At 68.7% G+C, this 19,811-nt stretch carries 13 protein-coding genes, 3 rRNA genes and 1 pseudogene; 3 read left to right on the top strand and 14 right to left on the bottom strand.

What is annotated here, in order from left to right:
* Nucleotides 1-32 precede the first annotated feature (32 nt).
* A complete protein-coding gene (locus tag BX285_RS25830) occupies nucleotides 33-665 on the bottom strand; it encodes a tetratricopeptide repeat protein (protein WP_121178340.1) in 633 nt (210 codons plus the stop codon).
* 92 nt (nucleotides 666-757) lie between these two features.
* On the opposite strand from BX285_RS25830, the gene BX285_RS25825 reads away from it, so the two are divergent.
* Nucleotides 758-2,128 (top strand): DUF1015 family protein, encoded by a 1,371-nt coding sequence (locus BX285_RS25825; RefSeq protein ID WP_097235713.1) that lies wholly within the window; start codon nucleotides 758-760, stop codon nucleotides 2,126-2,128.
* Nucleotides 2,129-2,215: 87 nt separating this feature from the next.
* Here BX285_RS25825 and BX285_RS25820 read toward each other — a convergent pair whose 3' ends face one another.
* The 6 genes and pseudogenes from BX285_RS25820 to tyrS form a co-directional block, all read right to left on the bottom strand.
* Nucleotides 2,216-3,124: a tetratricopeptide repeat protein gene (locus BX285_RS25820; RefSeq protein WP_183107267.1), complete on the bottom strand. Its 909-nt coding sequence runs from the start codon at nucleotides 3,122-3,124 to the stop codon at nucleotides 2,216-2,218.
* A 162-nt stretch (nucleotides 3,125-3,286) separates the two neighbouring features.
* Nucleotides 3,287-4,468: pseudogene (locus tag BX285_RS39540) on the bottom strand (hypothetical protein); the annotation flags it as partial.
* A 243-nt stretch (nucleotides 4,469-4,711) separates the two neighbouring features.
* A 5S ribosomal RNA gene (gene rrf / locus BX285_RS25810) occupies nucleotides 4,712-4,828 on the bottom strand.
* A 109-nt stretch (nucleotides 4,829-4,937) separates the two neighbouring features.
* Nucleotides 4,938-8,058 (bottom strand): 23S ribosomal RNA (locus BX285_RS25805).
* Nucleotides 8,059-8,334: 276 nt separating this feature from the next.
* A 16S ribosomal RNA gene (locus BX285_RS25800) occupies nucleotides 8,335-9,858 on the bottom strand.
* The 16S, 23S and 5S rRNA genes sit together here, the layout of an rRNA operon.
* 579 nt (nucleotides 9,859-10,437) lie before the next feature.
* Nucleotides 10,438-11,715, bottom strand: coding sequence for a tyrosine--tRNA ligase (gene tyrS / locus BX285_RS25790; RefSeq protein WP_121179011.1), 1,278 nt, complete (start codon nucleotides 11,713-11,715; stop codon nucleotides 10,438-10,440).
* Nucleotides 11,716-12,040: 325 nt separating this feature from the next.
* Here tyrS and BX285_RS25785 point away from each other — a divergent pair, with 325 nt between their 5' ends.
* Nucleotides 12,041-12,571, top strand: a complete 531-nt coding sequence (locus tag BX285_RS25785) for an HNH endonuclease (RefSeq protein ID WP_097235715.1) — start codon at nucleotides 12,041-12,043, stop codon at nucleotides 12,569-12,571.
* Nucleotides 12,572-12,612: 41 nt separating this feature from the next.
* Here BX285_RS25785 and BX285_RS25780 read toward each other — a convergent pair whose 3' ends face one another.
* The 7 genes from BX285_RS25780 to BX285_RS25750 form a co-directional block, all read right to left on the bottom strand.
* The gene (locus BX285_RS25780; protein ID WP_121178334.1) at nucleotides 12,613-14,679 is read right to left on the bottom strand and encodes a PQQ-binding-like beta-propeller repeat protein; all 2,067 of its coding nucleotides are present in this window, start codon (nucleotides 14,677-14,679) and stop codon (nucleotides 12,613-12,615) included.
* A 116-nt stretch (nucleotides 14,680-14,795) separates the two neighbouring features.
* Entirely contained in the window at nucleotides 14,796-15,101 is a 306-nt protein-coding gene (locus BX285_RS25775; protein WP_097235717.1) for a 4a-hydroxytetrahydrobiopterin dehydratase, read from the bottom strand.
* 65 nt (nucleotides 15,102-15,166) lie between these two features.
* Nucleotides 15,167-15,346, bottom strand: a complete 180-nt coding sequence (locus tag BX285_RS25770; protein WP_121178332.1) for a DUF1272 domain-containing protein — start codon at nucleotides 15,344-15,346, stop codon at nucleotides 15,167-15,169.
* Between the two features lie 63 nt (nucleotides 15,347-15,409).
* The gene (locus BX285_RS25765) at nucleotides 15,410-16,168 is read right to left on the bottom strand and encodes a sulfite exporter TauE/SafE family protein (RefSeq protein ID WP_097235719.1); all 759 of its coding nucleotides are present in this window, start codon (nucleotides 16,166-16,168) and stop codon (nucleotides 15,410-15,412) included.
* Between the two features lie 187 nt (nucleotides 16,169-16,355).
* Nucleotides 16,356-17,405 carry an SPFH domain-containing protein gene (locus BX285_RS25760; protein WP_097235720.1) on the bottom strand — a complete coding sequence of 350 codons (1,050 nt, stop codon included), beginning with the start codon at nucleotides 17,403-17,405 and terminating at the stop codon, nucleotides 16,356-16,358.
* A gap of 10 nt (nucleotides 17,406-17,415) precedes the next feature.
* The gene (locus BX285_RS25755; RefSeq protein ID WP_097235721.1) at nucleotides 17,416-17,838 is read right to left on the bottom strand and encodes an NfeD family protein; all 423 of its coding nucleotides are present in this window, start codon (nucleotides 17,836-17,838) and stop codon (nucleotides 17,416-17,418) included.
* A 120-nt stretch (nucleotides 17,839-17,958) separates the two neighbouring features.
* Nucleotides 17,959-18,750, bottom strand: a complete 792-nt coding sequence (locus BX285_RS25750; RefSeq protein ID WP_097235722.1) for an ABC transporter ATP-binding protein — start codon at nucleotides 18,748-18,750, stop codon at nucleotides 17,959-17,961.
* A gap of 150 nt (nucleotides 18,751-18,900) precedes the next feature.
* On the opposite strand from BX285_RS25750, the gene BX285_RS25745 reads away from it, so the two are divergent.
* Nucleotides 18,901-19,704 (top strand): hypothetical protein, encoded by an 804-nt coding sequence (locus BX285_RS25745; protein ID WP_121178330.1) that lies wholly within the window; start codon nucleotides 18,901-18,903, stop codon nucleotides 19,702-19,704.
* Nucleotides 19,705-19,811 lie beyond the last annotated feature (107 nt).

Raw genomic sequence — 19,811 nt, 5'->3', positions numbered from 1 at the left:
CTCACCAGGTCACCGGCTCACCGGGCCGCCGGTCAGGCGTCGCCCTCGGCGCCGTCCGGCTCTCCCCCCGTCGGGTCCGCGGATCCAGCGGGGTCCGCGGCACCGGGCGGGGGCGCCAGGTACCCGGGTGCCCCGGGCAGCAGCGGGCCGTACGCCCCGGCACGGGCCGCCAGCGTCGCCCGGGTCTGCCGCAGCGCCGCCCGGTAGTGGTCGGTCTCCGGCCGCATCGCCACGGCCAGTGACAGGTGCTCGGCGGAGGTCTCGAAGTCGCCCAGCCGGGCCGCCGCGACCCCCCACCCGAACTGAGCGTAGTCGTCCGCCGGGTCGGCCAGCGCCACGGCCCGGAAGTTCTCCAGCGCCGCCGCGTACGAACCCGCGTCGAACTGCGCCCGGGCCAGCGCCTCCCGGATGCTGCGCGAGTGCGGCTCGGCCGCCAGCGCCCGGGACAGCAGCTGCTCGGCGGCCGCCGGGTGCCCCTGCGCCAGGAGCTGCGCGCCCCGGCGGAACCAGTCGTACACGTCCCCGGCGGGCTCCCCGGACCGGCTCTGCGGCGGGATCCCGCCGGCCGGGGCACCGCCGGCCAGGCCGTCCGTGCCGGTGGCACCGGCCGCGCCACCCGACTCGGCCGGTGCGCCGCCGTCCACCCGTTCCTGCCCGTCGTCCATGCCGTACCTCGCCCTCGGTAGCGCACCCGCCCCACGAGTCGGCACGGGTATTCCGATCTCTGAACAACGCGTACCCGGTTACGATGCCCAGAATGAGCACACCCAGTGCAGAAGACGGAGTCGAGACTCCCGAGGGCGGCCCCGGTGATCCCGGGCACGTCGCCACCGCCGGCCTGTCCCTGTCCCCCTTCCGCGGCCTGCGCTACGTCCCCGACCGGGTCGGCGCCCTGGCCGCGGTGATGTCACCGCCGTACGACGTCGTCGACCCGGGCCGCAGGCTCGACCTGGAGACCGCCGACCCGCACAACGTGGTCCGGCTGATCCTGCCCAGGCCCGAGCCCGAGGACGCCGGTGACCGCCCCGACCGGGACACCCGGTACCGGCACGCCGCCCGCCTGTTGGCCGCCTGGCAGCGCGAGGGCATCCTCGCCGCGGACCCGGATCCCGCGATCTACGTCTACGAGCAACGGGTGCCCGCCACCGCCGACTCCCCCGAACTCCTCCAGCGCGGCCTGATCGGCGCCCTCGCGGTGAGCGGCCCCGAGGTCGGCGTCGTCCTCCCGCACGAGGACGTGATGCCGCGGCCGGTCGCCGACCGCGTGGGCCTGATGCGCACCACCCGGGCCAACCTCGAACCGCTGCTGCTCACCTACCGCGGCAACGGCGGTGCCTCCGGCGTGATCGAGCGGACGGTCGAGGGCGAGCCGCTGGTCTCCACGGCGACCACCGACGGCACCCACCACCGCCTGTGGGCCGTCGCAGACCCGGCCGACATCGCCGAGATCGGCCGTGACCTCGCCACCTGCCGGGCCCTGATCGCCGACGGCCACCACCGCTGGGAGATGTACCTGCGCCTCCAGCGCGAACACCGCCACCTGCCGCGCAGCCCGTGGGACCGCGGCATGGTGCTCCTGGTGGACACCGCCCGCTACCCGCTGCGGGTCCGCGCCATCCACCGGGTGCTCTACCGGCTGCCGGTGGCCGAGGCGCTGGAGAAGCTGGGCGACCACTGGAAGGTCAAGGAGGTCCCCGGCCCGCTGCCCGCCGCCCTCCAGGCCCTCGCCGAGCAGAAGCGGCAGGGCGGCAACGGCTTCGTCCTGACCGGCGGCGACGGCGTCTTCTGGCTGCTCGGCGAGCCCGAGGAGGCCCTGCTGGACGCGACCGTGCCACACGACCGGCCCGAGGAGTGGCGCCACCTGGACGCCACCGTCCTGCACGCCACCCTGCTCGACCACACCTGGCGCGTCCCCGACGGCCCGGACGACATCGGCTACCTGCACACCGCCGCGGCCGCCGAACGGGAGGCCGCCCGCTCCGGCGGCACCGCCGTCCTGCTGCACCCGGTCCGGGAGAGCGTGGTACGACGACTGGCCGAACAGGGGGTCACCATGCCGCGCAAGTCCACCTCCTTCGGGCCGAAGCCGGCCACCGGGCTGGTGCTGCGCAACCTCGCGCTGGGCTGACGCCCCCGTCGGCCCGGACGCCGTGAGGCCCTGCCGTTCCCGGATCTCCCGGGGAACGGCAGGGCCTCACGGCGTTGTTGCGGGCGCTCAGCTCTTGGCGTCGCCGGCCTCGGCGTCGTCGGCACCCTTCGAGTCCTGGGCGTCCTTGGCACGCTCGGGCACCACGCCGTCGAAGTCCTCGTCGATTTCGAGGTCGTCCTCGTCGTAGAACTCCTCGACGTCCTCCTCGTCCTCGAAGATCACGCGGTCGTCGGCGACGTCCCCGCTGCGCTTCTTGGCCGCCTCGGACTGGTCGGCGTCCTCGTCGGCCGCCTCGGGGTCGAGCGCGTCGGTGAACTCCACGCCGTCGATCTCGGCGAGCCGCTCAGAGGCGTTGGTGGAGCCGTCGGTGTCGGCCTCCGCCGCCTTGGCGAACCAGTCACGGGCCTCGTCGCCGCGGCCGGCCGCGATCAGCGCCTCGGCGTAGGCGTACCGCAGACGCGCGGTCCACGGGTGCACGGCGCTGGAGGCCAGCTCCGGGCTCTGCAGCGTCACCACGGCGGCGTCGAACTGCTCCATGTCGGTGCGGGCACCGGCCGCCACCAGGCGCATCTCGACCTGACCGGCCTTGTCCAGCTGCTTCACCTCGGGCTCACCGGCCATCGCCAGGGCCCGCTCCGGACGGCCCAGACCGCGCTCGCAGTCGGCCATCACCGGCCACAGGTCCGCCCGGCCGGTCATCCGACGGGCGGCGCGGAACTCGGTCAGCGCCTCGGAGAACCGCTGGGTCATGTACGAGGCGAAACCGGCCGCCTCGCGGACGGCGGGCACGCGGGAGGCCAGACGGAGGGCGACACGCGAGTACTGGTAGGCCTCCTCCGGCTCGCTGTCGAGCAGGCGGGCCACCATCACCAGGTTGCGGGCGACGTCGTCCGCGAGGGTCTTGGGCAGGCTCTTGAGCTCCTGGCGCACGTCCGCGTCCAGCTCGAAGCCGGTGACGTCCTCCGGGATCGGCAGACGCTTGACGGGCTCGTAGTTGCCCCGGCGGTCGTCGTAGTCCCGACGGCCGCGGTCGTCACGGCGGTCGTCACGGCGGTCGTCACGGCGGAAGCCGCCGCGGTCTCCACCACGGTCGTCCCGACGGAAGCCACCGCGGTCGCCGCCACGGTCACCGCGGTCGCGGTTGAAGCCACCGGAGGGGCGGTCGTCACGGCGGAAGCCGCCGCGGTCGCCGCCACGGTCGTCGCGGTCGCGGTTGAAGCCGCCCGACGGACGGTCGTCACGACGCGGACGGTCGTCACGGTCGTCACGACGGAAGCCACCGGAGGGGCGGTCGTCACGACGGAAGCCGCCACCGGCCGGACGGTCATCGCGACGGAAACCGCCACCGGCCGGACGGTCGTCACGACGGAAGCCGCCGCGGTCGCCGCCACGGTCATCGCGGTCACGGTTGAAGCCACCCGACGGACGGTCGTCACGACGCGGACGGTCGTCACGGTCGTCACGACGGAAGCCACCGGAGGGGCGGTCGTCACGACGGAACCCACCGCCGGCCGGACGGTCATCGCGACGGAAACCGCCACCGGCCGGACGGTCGTCACGACGGAAGCCGCCGCGGTCGCCGCCACGGTCGTCGCGGTCACGGTTGAAGCCACCCGACGGACGGTCGTCACGACGGAACCCACCGCCGGAAGGGCGGTCATCGCGACGGAAACCACCGCGGTCGTCACGGTCACGGTTGAAGCCACCCGACGGACGGTCGTCACGACGGAACCCACCGCCGGAAGGGCGGTCATCGCGACGGAAACCACCGCGGTCGTCACGGTCACGGTTGAAGCCACCCGAGGGGCGGTCATCACGGCGGTAGCCGCCGCCGGCCGGACGGTCGTCACGGCGGAAACCACCGCGGTCGTCACGGTCACGGCCGTAGCCACCCGACGGACGGTCGTCACGACGCGGACGGTCATCGCGGTCGTCGCGGCGGAAACCACCGGAGGGGCGGTCGTCGCGGCGGAAGCCACCGCCGGAGGGGCGGTCATCGCGACGGAAACCACCGCGGTCGTCACGGTCACGGTTGAAGCCACCCGAGGGGCGGTCATCACGGCGGTAGCCGCCGCCGGAGGGGCGGTCGTCACGGCGGAAGCCGCCGCGGTCGCCGCCACGGTCGTCGCGGTCACGGCCGTAGCCACCCGACGGACGGTCATCACGACGCGGACGGTCATCGCGGTCGTCACGGCGGAAGCCGCCGGAGGGGCGGTCGTCGCGGCGGTTGCCGCCACGGTCGTTGGACCAGCCCCCACGGGACCGGGGCTCGTAGCCTCGGCCGTCGTCCGATCGACGCTCGGGACGGTCCTGGGGCTGGTTCGACATCGTGGTGACTCCTTCTGCTGCTTCAGCTCCACCGCGCGGGCCGTGCGTGCAACTCCGTTGCCGTCACGCGGTTTCGGCGCCGGCCTCCTGGCCCGCGCACCTTCTCCATTGTCCGGCATGCCGGGACCCTCCGCGTCTGGGCGGAAGTCCCGTCATGTCGGACTTCTTCACGTTCGCAAAACACAAAAAGGCCGCGGCCCCAGCGAGTCGCTGGGGCCGCGGCCTTGAATAATTGTTCGGCGGCGTCCTACTCTCCCACAGGGTCCCCCCTGCAGTACCATCGGCGCTGTGAGGCTTAGCTTCCGGGTTCGGAATGTAACCGGGCGTTTCCCTCACGCTATGACCACCGAAACCCTATCGGGTATTCAGCGAAACACACTTTTCAGTTGATAAGTGTTTCTTGTGTTCGCCGGCGATAGCTGTTCGCTACCCGGGAACCACACAGTGAACGCGAGCGTCTGAGGACAAGCCCTCGGCCTATTAGTACCGGTCAACTCCACCCCTCACAGGGCTTCCATATCCGGCCTATCAACCCAGTCGTCTACTGGGAGCCTTACCCTCTCAAGGAGGTGGGAGTGCTCATCTCGAAGCAGGCTTCCCGCTTAGATGCTTTCAGCGGTTATCCCTCCCGAACGTAGCCAACCAGCCATGCCCTTGGCAGGACAACTGGCACACCAGAGGTTCGTCCGTCCCGGTCCTCTCGTACTAGGGACAGCCCTTCTCAACACTCCTACGCGCACAGCGGATAGGGACCGAACTGTCTCACGACGTTCTAAACCCAGCTCGCGTACCGCTTTAATGGGCGAACAGCCCAACCCTTGGGACCTACTCCAGCCCCAGGATGCGACGAGCCGACATCGAGGTGCCAAACCATCCCGTCGATATGGACTCTTGGGGAAGATCAGCCTGTTATCCCCGGGGTACCTTTTATCCGTTGAGCGACGGCGCTTCCACAAGCCACCGCCGGATCACTAGTCCCTACTTTCGTACCTGCTCGACCCGTCAGTCTCACAGTCAAGCTCCCTTGTGCACTTACACTCAACACCTGATTGCCAACCAGGCTGAGGGAACCTTTGGGCGCCTCCGTTACCCTTTAGGAGGCAACCGCCCCAGTTAAACTACCCACCAGACACTGTCCCTGATCCGGATCACGGACCCAGGTTAGACATCCAGCACGACCAGAGTGGTATTTCAACGACGACTCCACAACAACTGGCGTTGCCGCTTCAAAGTCTCCCACCTATCCTACACAAGCCGAACCGAACACCAATATCAAGCTATAGTAAAGGTCCCGGGGTCTTTCCGTCCTGCTGCGCGAAACGAGCATCTTTACTCGTAATGCAATTTCACCGGGCCTATGGTTGAGACAGTCGAGAAGTCGTTACGCCATTCGTGCAGGTCGGAACTTACCCGACAAGGAATTTCGCTACCTTAGGATGGTTATAGTTACCACCGCCGTTTACTGGCGCTTAAGTTCTCAGCTTCGCCCGGACGAATCCAAGCTAACCGGTCCCCTTAACGTTCCAGCACCGGGCAGGCGTCAGTCCGTATACATCGCCTTACGGCTTCGCACGGACCTGTGTTTTTAGTAAACAGTCGCTTCTCGCTGGTCTCTGCGGCCACCCCCAGCTCAAGGCGCAAGGCCCGTCACCAGGAATGGCCCCCCTTCTCCCGAAGTTACGGGGGCATTTTGCCGAGTTCCTTAACCATAGTTCACCCGAACGCCTCGGTATTCTCTACCTGACCACCTGAGTCGGTTTGGGGTACGGGCCGCCATGAAACTCGCTAGAGGCTTTTCTCGACAGCATAGGATCATCCACTTCACCACAATCGGCTCGGCATCAGGTCTCAGACTATGTGAACGGCGGATTTGCCTACCGTTCGTCCTACACCCTTACCCCGGGACAACCACCGCCCGGGCTGGACTACCTTCCTGCGTCACCCCATCGCTCACCTACTGCAGACTTGGATCGGCGGCTCCACCACGTCCCATTGTCCGAAGACTCCGGGCCGGCTTCACGGCCTTAGCATCACCTGGTTCAGCGTTGGCGCTTCAAAGCGGGTACGGGAATATCAACCCGTTGTCCATCGACTACGCCTGTCGGCCTCGCCTTAGGTCCCGACTTACCCTGGGCAGATCAGCTTGACCCAGGAACCCTTGGTCAATCGGCGCAAGAGTTTCCCACTCTTGTATCGCTACTCATGCCTGCATTCTCACTCGTATACCGTCCACGACTGGTTTCCACCGCCGCTTCACCCGGCACACGACGCTCCCCTACCCATCACAGCAGGCGTTGGCCCTCAATGCTGCAATGACACGACTTCGGTGATGTGCTTGAGCCCCGCTACATTGTCGGCGCGGAATCACTTGACCAGTGAGCTATTACGCACTCTTTCAAGGGTGGCTGCTTCTAAGCCAACCTCCTGGTTGTCTCTGCGACTCCACATCCTTTCCCACTTAGCACACGCTTAGGGACCTTAGTCGGTGTTCTGGGCTGTTTCCCTCTCGACCATGGAGCTTATCCCCCACAGTCTCACTGCCACGCTCTCACTTACCGGCATTCGGAGTTTGGCTAAGGTCAGTAACCCGGTAAGGCCCATCGCCTATCCAGTGCTCTACCTCCGGCAAGAAACACGTGACGCTGCACCTAAATGCATTTCGGGGAGAACCAGCTATCACGGAGTTTGATTGGCCTTTCACCCCTAACCACAGGTCATCCCCCAGGTTTTCAACCCTGGTGGGTTCGGTCCTCCACACGGTCTTACCCGCGCTTCAACCTGCCCATGGCTAGATCACTCCGCTTCGGGTCTTGGGCATGCAACTCAGACGCCCTATTCGGACTCGCTTTCGCTACGGCTACCCCACACGGGTTAACCTCGCTACACACCGCAAACTCGCAGGCTCATTCTTCAAAAGGCACGCAGTCACGGCCCACCAGCAAGCTGATGAACGACGCTCCCACGGCTTGTAGGCACACGGTTTCAGGTACTATTTCACTCCGCTCCCGCGGTACTTTTCACCATTCCCTCACGGTACTATCCGCTATCGGTCACCAGGGAATATTTAGGCTTAGCGGGTGGTCCCGCCAGATTCACACGGGATTTCTCGGGCCCCGTGCTACTTGGGAGATGAGCAAGCAAGCCGTACAGATTTCGTCTACGGGGGTCTTACCCTCTACGCCGGACCTTTCGCATGTCCTTCGACTACCCATACGGTTTCTGACTCGCCCAGCCGCCGGCAGACGACTGAAGCTCATTCCCACAACCCCGCAATGGCAACCCCTGCCGGGTCTCACACCAAAACGGTTTAGCCTCATCCAGTTTCGCTCGCCACTACTCCCGGAATCACGGTTGTTTTCTCTTCCTGCGGGTACTGAGATGTTTCACTTCCCCGCGTTCCCTCCACACTGCCTATGTGTTCAGCAGCGGGTGACAGCCCATGACGACTGCCGGGTTTCCCCATTCGGAAACCCCCGGATCAAAGCCTGGTTGACGGCTCCCCGGGGACTATCGTGGCCTCCCACGTCCTTCATCGGTTCCTGGTGCCAAGGCATCCACCGTGCGCCCTTAAAAACTTGGCCACAGATGCTCGCGTCCACTGTGCAGTTCTCAAACAACGACCAGTCACACACCCTCAATGATCCGAAGACCACCTCAAGTGAGGCCGGCAACCACTGAGACAACGGTTACCCGTTCCCTCAGGACCCAACAACGTGCCCGACACACCCGATCAACAACCCGCCTTCCACGCCGAAGCAGTACTAACGGATGCCAACCAAGTGTGCCGAATAGTCAACGTTCCACCCATGAGCAACCGTGCAGGACATTCGCCTGCAACCGGCATATTTGCTCCTTAGAAAGGAGGTGATCCAGCCGCACCTTCCGGTACGGCTACCTTGTTACGACTTCGTCCCAATCGCTGGTCCCACCTTCGACGGCTCCTCCCCTTACGGGTTAGGCCACCGGCTTCGGGTGTTACCGACTTTCGTGACGTGACGGGCGGTGTGTACAAGGCCCGGGAACGTATTCACCGCAGCATGCTGATCTGCGATTACTAGCAACTCCAACTTCATGGGGTCGAGTTGCAGACCCCAATCCGAACTGAGGCCGGCTTTTTGGGATTCGCTCCGCCTCACGGCATCGCAGCCCTTTGTACCGACCATTGTAGCACGTGTGCAGCCCAAGACATAAGGGGCATGATGATTTGACGTCGTCCCCACCTTCCTCCGAGTTGACCCCGGCAGTCTCCTGTGAGTCCCCATCACCCCGAAAGGCATGCTGGCAACACAGAACAAGGGTTGCGCTCGTTGCGGGACTTAACCCAACATCTCACGACACGAGCTGACGACAACCATGCACCACCTGTATACCGACCACAAGGGGGCGACTATCTCTAGCCGTTTCCGATATATGTCAAGCCTTGGTAAGGTTCTTCGCGTTGCGTCGAATTAAGCCACATGCTCCGCTGCTTGTGCGGGCCCCCGTCAATTCCTTTGAGTTTTAGCCTTGCGGCCGTACTCCCCAGGCGGGGAACTTAATGCGTTAGCTGCGGCACCGACGACGTGGAATGTCGCCAACACCTAGTTCCCAACGTTTACGGCGTGGACTACCAGGGTATCTAATCCTGTTCGCTCCCCACGCTTTCGCTCCTCAGCGTCAGTAATGGCCCAGAGATCCGCCTTCGCCACCGGTGTTCCTCCTGATATCTGCGCATTTCACCGCTACACCAGGAATTCCGATCTCCCCTACCACACTCTAGCCTGCCCGTATCGAATGCAGACCCGGGGTTAAGCCCCGGGCTTTCACATCCGACGCGACAGGCCGCCTACGAGCTCTTTACGCCCAATAATTCCGGACAACGCTCGCACCCTACGTATTACCGCGGCTGCTGGCACGTAGTTAGCCGGTGCTTCTTCTGCAGGTACCGTCACTTGCGCTTCTTCCCTGCTGAAAGAGGTTTACAACCCGAAGGCCGTCATCCCTCACGCGGCGTCGCTGCATCAGGCTTTCGCCCATTGTGCAATATTCCCCACTGCTGCCTCCCGTAGGAGTCTGGGCCGTGTCTCAGTCCCAGTGTGGCCGGTCGCCCTCTCAGGCCGGCTACCCGTCGTCGCCTTGGTAGGCCATTACCCCACCAACAAGCTGATAGGCCGCGGGCTCATCCTGCACCGCCGGAGCTTTCCACCCGAGAGCATGCGCTCCCGGGTCATATCCGGTATTAGACCCCGTTTCCAGGGCTTGTCCCAGAGTGCAGGGCAGATTGCCCACGTGTTACTCACCCGTTCGCCACTGATCCACCCCGAAGGGCTTCACCGTTCGACTTGCATGTGTTAAGCACGCCGCCAGCGTTCGTCCTGAGCCAGGATCAAACTCTCCGTGAATGTCTACCCGTAATCGGGCGGCACTCGCGTTGAGCGGCACGGCAACCACCGGAATAGGGTGATCCCGCGCACTGCGTCCTCGCTAGTGTTATTTCAAAAGGAATCTCCAACCCCGATCAGAATGACCGAGGCCGGGGATGTCAACATATCTGGCGTTGACTTTTGGCACGCTGTTGAGTTCTCAAGGAACGGACGCTTCCTTCGGACCGCCTTCCAGCGGACCCTCCGGGCTTCGTTCATTCGTGTTTCCAGCTTATCAGACGTTTTCCGCCCCGTTTTCCGGAACTTCATTCATCCGATTTCCCGAACTGGCCGGGGCCGCTTTCCGCGACAACCACTACGCTAGCGCATTCCGAGAGTTCCTCGAAATTCACGCTCACACCCGGTTGACGAAAACGCCAACGAACCCAATCGAATGGGCATCGAGGTGTGAGGGTGGTCGTGCTGAGTGAGGTGGCCGCTTCAGCGACTCGTTCAACACTAGGCCACCTGGAGGACATCGTCAAACGTCGGGGGCGGGATCCGGCTGGATCCCGCCCCCGACTGTCGAAGCCGCAGGTCAGCGGCGTCGAATTCCGGTCACACCGACGTGGACGCCGGCGTCAGCTCAGCTGCCGCGAGGTTCCGCTTGCCGCGCCGCAGCACCAGCCAGCGGCCGTGCAGCAGGTCGGCCTCGGTCGGCACCGCCTCCTCGTCCGTCACCTTGACGTTGTTGAGGTAGGCACCGCCCTCCTTGATCGTCCGGCGGGCGGCCGAACGGCTCGGCGCCAGGCCGACGCCGACCAACAGGTCGACCACCGGCTGGAGTTCGGGGACCTCGGCCTTGGGGACCTCGGCCAGGGCGGCGGCCAGGGTCGGGGCCTCCAGGTCGGCGAGGTCGCCCTGGCCGAACAGTGCCTTGGACGCGGCGACCGCGCGCTCGTACTGCTCGGCGCCGTGGACGAGGGTGGTGAGCTCCTCGGCGAGGGCGCGCTGGGCGAGGCGGGCGGCGGGGCGCTCGGAGGTCTCGCGCTCCAGCTCCTCGATCTCCTCCTTCGAGCGGAAGCTGAAGATCCGCAGGAAATTGGAGACGTCCCGGTCGTCCGCGTTCAGCCAGAACTGGTAGAAGGCGTACGGGGTGGTCAGCTCGGGGTCGAGCCAGACCGTACCGGACTCGGTCTTGCCGAACTTGGTGCCGTCGGCCTTGACGATCAGCGGCGTGGCCAGCGCGTGGACGGACTTGCCCTCGGCCTTGCGGATCAGGTCCGTGCCGGCGGTCAGGTTGCCCCACTGGTCGCTGCCGCCGGTCTCAAGCGTGCAGCCGTAGCGGCGGTTCAGCTCCAGGAAGTCCATGCCCTGGAGGATCTGGTAGCTGAACTCGGTGTAGCTGATGCCCGCGTCGGAGTTGAGCCGTCGGGCGACGGCCTCCTTGGCGATCATGTTGTTGACCCGGAAGTACTTGCCCACGTCGCGCAGCAGGCTGATGGCCGACATCCCGGACGTCCAGTCCAGGTTGTTGACCATGCGCGCCGCGTACGGGCCGTCGAAGTCGAGGAACCGCGAGATCTGGCCGCGCAGGCGCTCGACCCAGCCGGCCACCGTCTCGGGGTCGTTGAGCACGCGCTCGGCGGTGGGCTTCGGGTCGCCGATCAGGCCGGTGGCACCGCCGACCAGGCCGAGCGGGAGGTTCCCCGCCTGCTGGATGCGGCGCATGGTGAGGATCTGCACCAGGTTGCCGAGGTGCAGGCTGGGGGCCGTCGGGTCGAAGCCGCAATAGAACGTGACCGGGCCGTCCGCGAACGCCTTGCGCAGTGCGTCCTCGTCGGTGGACAGGGCGATCAGTCCACGCCACTGCAGCTCGTCGACGATGTCCGTCACGGTCACGCTTCTCCTTCTGTCGGGCGTCCGCCCGGCGGCGGCCCGGTTCGGTAGGGCCCCGGGTCGGAACGACTCCAGCCTGTCAGAGCCTACGCGGTTCCGACCGGCGAGTTTTCCCCCAGGCTTCCGCGAGGCACCCCACCAGCCCGCCGATCCACGCCCGCCGGTCGACCCGCCCACTCCCCCGGGTGCCTCCGCGATACCGGAAATTCCGTTGTTCGTCGGCTGCGGGTCCATTCAGAGTGGTGTCACCGCCGCGCGGCGGCAGTGACGTGTGTGGAGACGGTCGTGCCGCCGTGGCACGCCCGTGGGAAGGGTGTGCCGAGTGCGCAACACGCTGGTTCTGAACGCGAGCTACGAGCCCCTGACGACGGTGTCGCTCCAGCGCGCCGTCGTCCTGGTGCTCCAGGACAAGGCGGTGGTGGAGCAGGCGCATCCGCTGCGCTCGATCCGGGGGACGGGCGTGGCCGTTCCGGTCCCGAGGGTCATCAGACTGCAACGGTACGTACGGGTACCGTTCCGACAACAGGCTCCGTGGTCGCGGCGGGGTGTCCTGGCCCGGGACCAGCACCTGTGCGCGTACTGCGGGCGGCGGGCCACCACGGTGGACCACCTGCAGCCCAAGTCGCGCGGTGGAGCGGACAGTTGGCTGAACACGGTGGCCGCGTGCGCGGACGACAACCAGCGCAAGGCGGACCGCACGCCGGAGCAGGCCGGGATGAGACTGCTGCGCCGCCCGTTCGTGCCGACCCCGCAGGCCAGCCTGATGCTGGCGCTCGGCCTGCGCAGCGCGGAGGTCCGGGAGCTCGCCGACTGGCTGCCGCCCGTACCGGGCGTGCCCGCCCCGGCCGCGTAGCCCGAGCACCAGCCGCGGAGCCGCGTACCGGGGAGGCGGCGTCAGCCCTTCGCCTGGTACCCGGCCGCGGTGCCGTAGTTGGTCGAGTGCTCGGGCACCACGACCACCTGCCCGCCGCCGATCAGCACCCGTCCGGAGACCAGCAGCGAGCCGGTGCCGGCCGGGAAGTTGCCGCCGGTCGCCTCCTGGCCTCCGACCAGCGGGAACCGGCTGAGGCGGGCGGGCTGGTCGCGGCGTTCGTCGGCGGCGAGCACCAGCGAGCCGCCGTCGATGCCGACCGCTCGCACGGTGCCCTTGACGGTGGTCGGCGTCTTCCAGCGCTGCTTGCCGGTGTCCAGGTCGTAGCCGACCGCGGCCACCGGCCCGCCACCGTTCGCCGGCGTGAGGGTGGCGACCATCGTGCGGCCCTCGAAGAACACCTCGGGGGTCGCCGCGAACGCGCCGTGAGCGACATCCAGCCGGCCGCCGTCCGTGACCACCGGGATCTCGGCGGCCGGGTCGCCGGCGGCGCCCCAGGCGAACACCCGGTCGTTCTCCGGCTTGTCGCCGGTGGTGAGGACCACGGCGGGCTCCGCGGACAGCACTGTCACCGTCTTCGGCTGGTTGTTCAGGCCCCGCCACCAGCCGACCTTGCCGTCCGCGGTGTTCAGCGCGACGGCCTGGTCGGCGGGCGTCGAGTCGGCGCAGGAGGAGGCGACCAGCACGGTCTTGCCGCTGACTCCGCCGGAGAGGGTGCAGAACCTGCCCTGGCCGGTGTACTGCCAGACGTCCGCGCCGTCCGCGGACGCCCAGGCCACCGCCCGGTCGTCGCCGATCGCGATCACCTTGTCCTCGGTGACGCCGATCCGCGCCGAGTAGGCGCCCTTGGCCTCCGAGACGGACTTGGTCCAGGCGGTCTTGCCGTTCTTGGTGTCCACGGCTGCGACCAGCACGCAGGGGCTCTTCGGATCGGCCTGCGGCCGGAACAGCACCGCGCCCAGGCCGGCCTGGTTGATGCCCGCCGACAGCCCGCACGGAACGGCGCCGGCGGCCGGAGGCTCCACCGACCAGGTCGGCTTGCCGCCGGCACGGTCGTACGCGTGCACCCCCGAGCCGTCGGCCCGCACCACCGCGTCCGCGAGCAGCCAGCTGCCGACCAGGGTGTCGTCACCCGCGGGCTGCCCGGTCGCGGCCGGCTGCGCGGACCACGCCCGGGTGTGCGCCACCGCGAACCCCGGCTCTCCGCCACTGCTCGCCGCCGCGCTGCCGCCGCCCTCGGCACCGACCATCAGCCCGGCCGCCACCAGCACCCCCAGCGCGGCCACCCCGGCGCCGGCCCGCACCAGCAGCGCCTTCCGGCTGGGCACGTGCTCCCCGGTCAGCACCGCGTCGGCGGCCTTCCGGGCCTTGGCCGAGAACGAGGATCCGGACGCCGATCCGGACGCCGATCCGGGCCCGGATCCGCTGTCACCACCCCGCCGTCCGGTACTCCGGGACCGCGCGGCACCGGGCCCGGCCGCGGACTCCGCGGCGCGCTCCGAGGTCTCCTCCGGGTCGGATGGTGCGGGCTCCGGCTCGGCCTCCTCGATGTGCACGTAGCCGTCCGCCGAGTACTCCGCCCCCGCCGGAACGTACAGCCCCTCCCCGGCGGGCTCCTGCGGGGAGGGGTACGGCGCGTACGGTTGCTGCTGATCGGCGTACTGCGGGAACTGCTGCGGGTACCCGGCGTACTCCGAGTGCCCGTGCCCCGGGTACGGCTGGTAGTGCTCCTGGCCGCCGTACGGCCCGGGGCCGTGGACGTAGCCGCCCTCGACATACCCCGTCTGCCCGTAGGCGCCCTGGTCATGGCCGGCCTCATAGCCGGCCTCATAGCCGCCGCGGTCGTAGCCTGCCTGGCCGTAGCCCGGCAGGCCGTAGCCCGGCTGGCCGTAGCCCGCCTGGTCGTACGACGGCTGCTGCCCGTAGCCGAGCGAGCCGTACCCCGCCTGCTGCTGCCAGTGCGCCTGCTCCTGCGGCTGCTGCGGATTCTGCAGCTGCTGCCCGTACGAGCCGCCGACCTGCCAGTCCGCCGGGCCCTGGGGGTGCCACTGCTGCTGGGAGTGGGCGTCTCCGAAGGGCTCCTGCGCCATCCGTTCCGTCCCTCCCGAGCCGCCTGCCTGCCGATGCGGCAGTCAGCATCTCACGCCCGTCCGGGGTGACGACCCGGGCCCTCGGCGTACGCTCCCGCTCCTCGGCCGGGCCCGCCTCAGGCCGCGGACTCGGCCCGCAGGGCCTCGTCGATACGGGCGGCCAGGGTGAGGTCCAGCCCGGTGAGGCCGCCGGCGCTGTGGGTGGACAGGACGAAGCGCAGGGTGCGCCAGCGGATGTCGATGTCGGGGTGGTGGTCGAGCGCTTCGGCCTGCTCGGCGACGGCGACGACCACCCGGATCGCCGCCGGGAAGTCCGGGGCGTCGGCGCTTCGGGCGATGCTGTCGCCTTCCCGCGTCCACTGCGGCAGCGCCGCCAGGGCCGCCGTGATCTCGTCCTCGCTCAGCCGTGCCCTGCTGCTCATCGCTGCGCTCCTGGTGCGTCGTCGGTCCGAAGGACCGGAGGACCCGGGTGCCCGGGTGCCTGGGGTCAGGCGGCCTTCCGGCGCGGACGGACCACCAGTTCGCCGCCGCAGTTGGGGCAGTTGCCGACCATGGCCTCGGTGCAGTCCGGGCAGAAGGTGCACTCGTAGGAACATATCGAGGCGGGGCCGTCGGCGGTCAGCGACACCTCGCAGCGCTCGCAGGTCTCGCGCATCTCCAGGGCCATGGCGTATTCCTCCGACTCTCGTACGGTCTGACGGTCGTTCGGTTCGGTCTGCAGCGGTTTCGCTCAGGCCAGCAGCAGCTTGGTGACGGCCGCGAGGCCGACCACCACGATCACCCCGCGCAGCGCGGCCGGCGGGAGGCGACGGCCGACCTTGGCGCCGACCAGGCCGCCGAGCAGCGAGCCCACCGCGATCAGCCCGGCGGCCGTCCAGTTGACGGTCGAGGTGAAGAGGAAGAACAGTGCCGCGACGGCGTTGACGATCATCGCCAGAGCGTTCTTCACCCCGTTGATCCGCTGCAGTTCCTCCTGCAGCAGCATGCCCATCAGCGCCATCAGCAGGACGCCCTGCGCCGCTCCGAAGTAGCCGCCGTAGATACCGGTGAGGAACACCCCGGCCAGCAGCACCGGGCTGCCGTCCGGATCGCCGCCGGGCCGGCGGCGGGCGGCGACGGCCTTGGCCACCCGGGGCTGGATCACCACCAGGACGAGCGCGAGCAGGATCAGCACCGGGACGATCGCGTCGAAGGCGCCGCTCGGCAGCTTGATCAGCAGCAGCGCGCCGACCAGCCCGCCGAGCAGCGAGGCGGTGCCCAGGCGCAGCACCCGGCGACCCTGGTCGGCCAGTTCGCGGCGGTAGCCGATCACGCCGCTGAGCGAACCGGGCACCAGGCCGAAGGAGTTGGAGACGTTGGCGGTGACCGGCGGGATGCCGACGGCGAGCAGGACCGGGAAGGTGATCAGGGTTCCGGAGCCGACGATCACATTGATCATCCCGGCGCCGACCCCGGCCACCAGGACGGCGATCGCCTCCCAGAGCGTCATCGGTCACCTCTCCTCTCGGTCCTGTCCGAGGCGATCATGCCGGACCACCGGGCCGCCGGACCAGGCCCGCCCGTCATTCGGGACGTACGCCACACGGTCGCGAAAGCCCGAGGGCCCGCCGCCGTACGGAACGCGTACGGCGGCGGGCCCTCGACGAAGCGGACAGAGCGAACCGGAGCTCAGCCCGTCACTCCGGGTCGATCTTGGGGTACTCCCGGGTCGGCTCCACCCGCGGACGGGCCGCGCCCTTGTCGGTGTCCACCGGCCGCGGCCCGGCGGCCGGGTCGATCGGCACCTGGGTGGCCGGGGCCCCCTTGGGAGCGCTGGGCGCCGCGACCGCGCCGCCGTTGGCCCCGCCGCCGTTGCCGGACAGCCCGGTGAAGGCGCCGCCGAGGCCCTTGAGCGCGTCGCCGACCTCACTGGGGATGATCCACAGCTTGTTGGAGTCACCCTTGGCCAGCTCGGGCAGGGTCTGCAGGTACTGGTAGGCGAGCAGCTTCTGGTCGGCGTCGCCGTCGTGGATGGCCTCGAAGACCGTCCGGATCGCGGCGGCCTCACCGTCGGCGCGCAGCACCGCGGCCTGCGCCTCACCTTCGGCCCTGAGCACGTCCGCCTGCTTCTCACCCTCGGCCTTGAGGATCTGCGCCTGGCGCTGGCCCTCCGCCGTGAGGATCGCGGCGCGCTTGTCGCGGTCGGCGCGCATCTGCTTCTCCATCGAGTCCTGGATGGAGGTCGGCGGCTCGATCGCCTTCAGCTCGACGCGGTTGACCCGGATGCCCCACTTGCCGGTGGCCTCGTCCAGGACGCCGCGCAGGCCGGCGTTGATGACCTCGCGCGAGGTCAGGGTGGACTCCAGGTCCATCGAGCCGATGATGTTGCGCAGCGTGGTGACGGTCAGCTGCTCGATCGCCTGGATGTAGCTGGCGACCTCGTAGGTGGCCGCCCGGGGGTCGGTGACCTGGTAGTAGATGACGGTGTCGATGTTGACCACCAGGTTGTCCTGGGTGATCACCGGCTGCGGCGGGAACGGCACGACCTGCTCGCGCAGGTCGATCCGGTTGCGGACGCGGTCGATGAACGGGACGACGATGTTCAGCCCTGCGTTGAGCGTCCGGGTGTAGCGGCCGAAGCGCTCCACGATCGCCGCGCTGGCCTGCGGGATGACCTGGATCGTCTTGATCAGCGCGATGAAGGCCACCACGACCAGGACGACCAGGACGATAAGGACGGGTTCCACGGACTCTCCCCTAGACGACCAGGGCGGTCGCGCCCTGGATTTCGACGACGTCGACCTGCTGCCCGGGCCGGTACACCTGGTCCGGATGGAGCGCGCGGGCCGACCAGATCTCGCCGTTCAGCTTGATCCGTCCGCCCTCCCCGTCGACGGTTTCCGCGACGACCGCGGTGGCGCCCTGCAGCGCCTCGATGCCCATCTTGATCTGCGGGCCCTTCTGCAGCTGCCGGTAGGCGATCGGGCGGACGAAGACCACCAGCGCGACCGAGACCACCAGGAAGGTCACGGCCTCCAGGACCACTCCCCCGCCCAAGGCAGCCACTCCTGCGGCGGCCAGCGCCCCCACCGCGAACATGGCGAACTCCGGCATCGCGGTCAGCACCAGCGGTATGCCGAGCCCTGCGGCGGCCAGGAGCCACCAGATCCAGCTGTCCACGTGTCCATCCTAGGGAGCGAAGGCCTTCGAGGCGGACAGTTCCCGCAGGTCGAGGGGCGGAAACCGGTCGCACGTGCGACCGGTTCCGACGGCCTCGCGGAGGGACGGGCGGACGGGGCCTCAGCCGAGCGGCAGGCCCTGGGCCGACCAGCGGTCGCCGTGGCGCTCCAGGGTGAGCGGCAGGCCGAAGCACTTGGAAAGGTTGCGGGCGGTCAGCTCGGTGTCGATCGGGCCGGCCGTGAGCACCTTGCCCTGGCGGATCATCAGGACGTGGGTGAAGCCCGGCGCGATCTCCTCGACGTGGTGGGTGACCATCGCCATGGCCGGGGCGAACTCGTCCTGGGCGAGCGCCCCGAGCCGGCGGACCAGGTCCTCGCGGCCGCCGAGGTCCAGGCCGGCTGCGGGCTCGTCGAGCAGCAGCAGCTCGGGGTCGGTCATCAGGGCGCGGGCGATCAGGGTCCGCTTGCGCTCGCCCTCGGAGAGGGTGCCGAACTTGCGGTCGGTGAGGCCGGCCATGCCGAGGCGGTCGAGCAGCGCGAGGGCCCGGCCCTCGTCCGACTGCTCGTAGGTCTCCTGCCAGCTGACCGTCATGCCGTACGCGGCGGTGAGCACGGTCTGCAGCACGGTCTGCTCGGCCGGCAGCTTGTCGAACATGGCGGCGCCGGCCAGGCCGATCCGGGAGCGCAGCTCGAAGACGTCGATCTCGCCCAGCTTCTCGCCGAGCACGGTGACCTTGCCCGAGGTCGGGAACAGGTACGAGGAGGCGATCTGCAGCAGGGTGGTCTTGCCGGCGCCGTTCGGGCCCAGGATGACCCAGCGCTCACCCTCGGAGATGGACCACGAGACCTGGTCGACCAGCGCGCGCCCCTCCCGGACCACGGATACGTCCACCAGCTCCAGCACGTCGCTCATGCCCACGCCTTCCCCAAAAAACAAGATTCTCGGCCGTCGATGCGGGCGGCGAGCCTACTCCGGCAGCCGGTGGGCACGAGGTGGGTGCGCCGCACACGCATGGGCAAACCTACGCCACGCGGATGACCGCCGATTCCGTAGGCTGGCCGGATGCTCGTGACTCCTGCCGACAATCCGTACGAAGAACCCCGTTCGGGGCGGCTGACCGCCTGGGGCAACGCCCTGCTGGCGGGCCTGGTGCCGCCCGACAACGCCGCCGCGGCCGTGCTGGGCACCGACGAGAGCCACCGGGTGACCGGGCTGCCCGGGGACGAGCCGGGCGAGCAGCACGGGCTGACCTGGGCGCTGGGCCGGCTGCGGGTGCTCGGGGTGAAGGGCCTACGCCTGGCGCTGCCCTCGGCCGGGCATCCGCTGGGGCTGAGCGGCCCGGCGTCGTTCAACGAGCGCGCCATGGCCGCGGGCGAGGCGGTGCTCGCGGTGGGCGTGCCGCTCGGCCTGGTGCCGGAGGTCACGGTGTACGGCCCGGAGGGGGACCGCTCGGCGACCGTGCTGTGGCGCTGTGCCGAGGTCAACGACGGCCCGCCGGCGGACGTGCCGTCGCTGCACGAGGCCGAGCGCGAGCTGGCGGACGGGCTGCGTGAGGCGACCGTCCTGCTCACCCGGCTCGACGTGGCCGGCGCCGGTCCGGAGGCCCTGCGTGCCCTGGAGGCGTACCGCCGGCGCGGGCACGCCGAGCTGCTGGCGCCGGGCTACCCGCCGCAGGCCGTGCGGGTCCTGGAGTCGGCCCGCCAGGTGTCCGCCCTGCTCTCGATCGCCTCCGGCGGCCACGGCGCGGCCGTCAGCGCCTCCGAGATGGCCGCGCGGCAGTCCGTCCTGGCGCCGCTGCGGCGCACCGCCCGGCGGGCCCAGGTGGCTGCCTACAACGCCCTGGTGGACGAGCGCGAGGCGCGCTGACGGCCCGCCGGAGCCGGTCCGGCACCTGGCCGGAAACCGCCCCCGGGCCCGACGGGCGGCCGCCCCCGGGCCCGGGGAGCCCGGACTCCCTGCGCGGCTCCCCCATG

Origin of the sequence: Streptomyces sp. 1114.5 (assembly GCF_003635085.1) — a bacterium.
GTDB lineage: Bacteria > Actinomycetota > Actinomycetes > Streptomycetales > Streptomycetaceae > Kitasatospora.
This window is presented reverse-complemented; position numbering and strand designations above follow the sequence as displayed.

What these genes read in the sequence shown, in the direction of transcription:
- BX285_RS25770 (WP_121178332.1), bottom strand. Translation starts at nt 15,346, where the DNA reads ATGGCCCTGGAGATGCGCGAGACCTGCGAGCGCTGCGAGGTGTCGCTG.
- BX285_RS25775 (WP_097235717.1), bottom strand. Translation starts at nt 15,101, where the DNA reads ATGAGCAGCAGGGCACGGCTGAGCGAGGACGAGATCACGGCGGCCCTG.
- BX285_RS25830 (WP_121178340.1), bottom strand. Translation starts at nt 665, where the DNA reads ATGGACGACGGGCAGGAACGGGTGGACGGCGGCGCACCGGCCGAGTCG.
- BX285_RS25780 (WP_121178334.1), bottom strand. Translation starts at nt 14,679, where the DNA reads ATGGCGCAGGAGCCCTTCGGAGACGCCCACTCCCAGCAGCAGTGGCAC.
- BX285_RS25825 (WP_097235713.1), top strand. Translation starts at nt 758, where the DNA reads ATGAGCACACCCAGTGCAGAAGACGGAGTCGAGACTCCCGAGGGCGGC.
- BX285_RS25750 (WP_097235722.1), bottom strand. Translation starts at nt 18,750, where the DNA reads ATGAGCGACGTGCTGGAGCTGGTGGACGTATCCGTGGTCCGGGAGGGG.
- BX285_RS25765 (WP_097235719.1), bottom strand. Translation starts at nt 16,168, where the DNA reads ATGACGCTCTGGGAGGCGATCGCCGTCCTGGTGGCCGGGGTCGGCGCC.
- BX285_RS25745 (WP_121178330.1), top strand. Translation starts at nt 18,901, where the DNA reads ATGCTCGTGACTCCTGCCGACAATCCGTACGAAGAACCCCGTTCGGGG.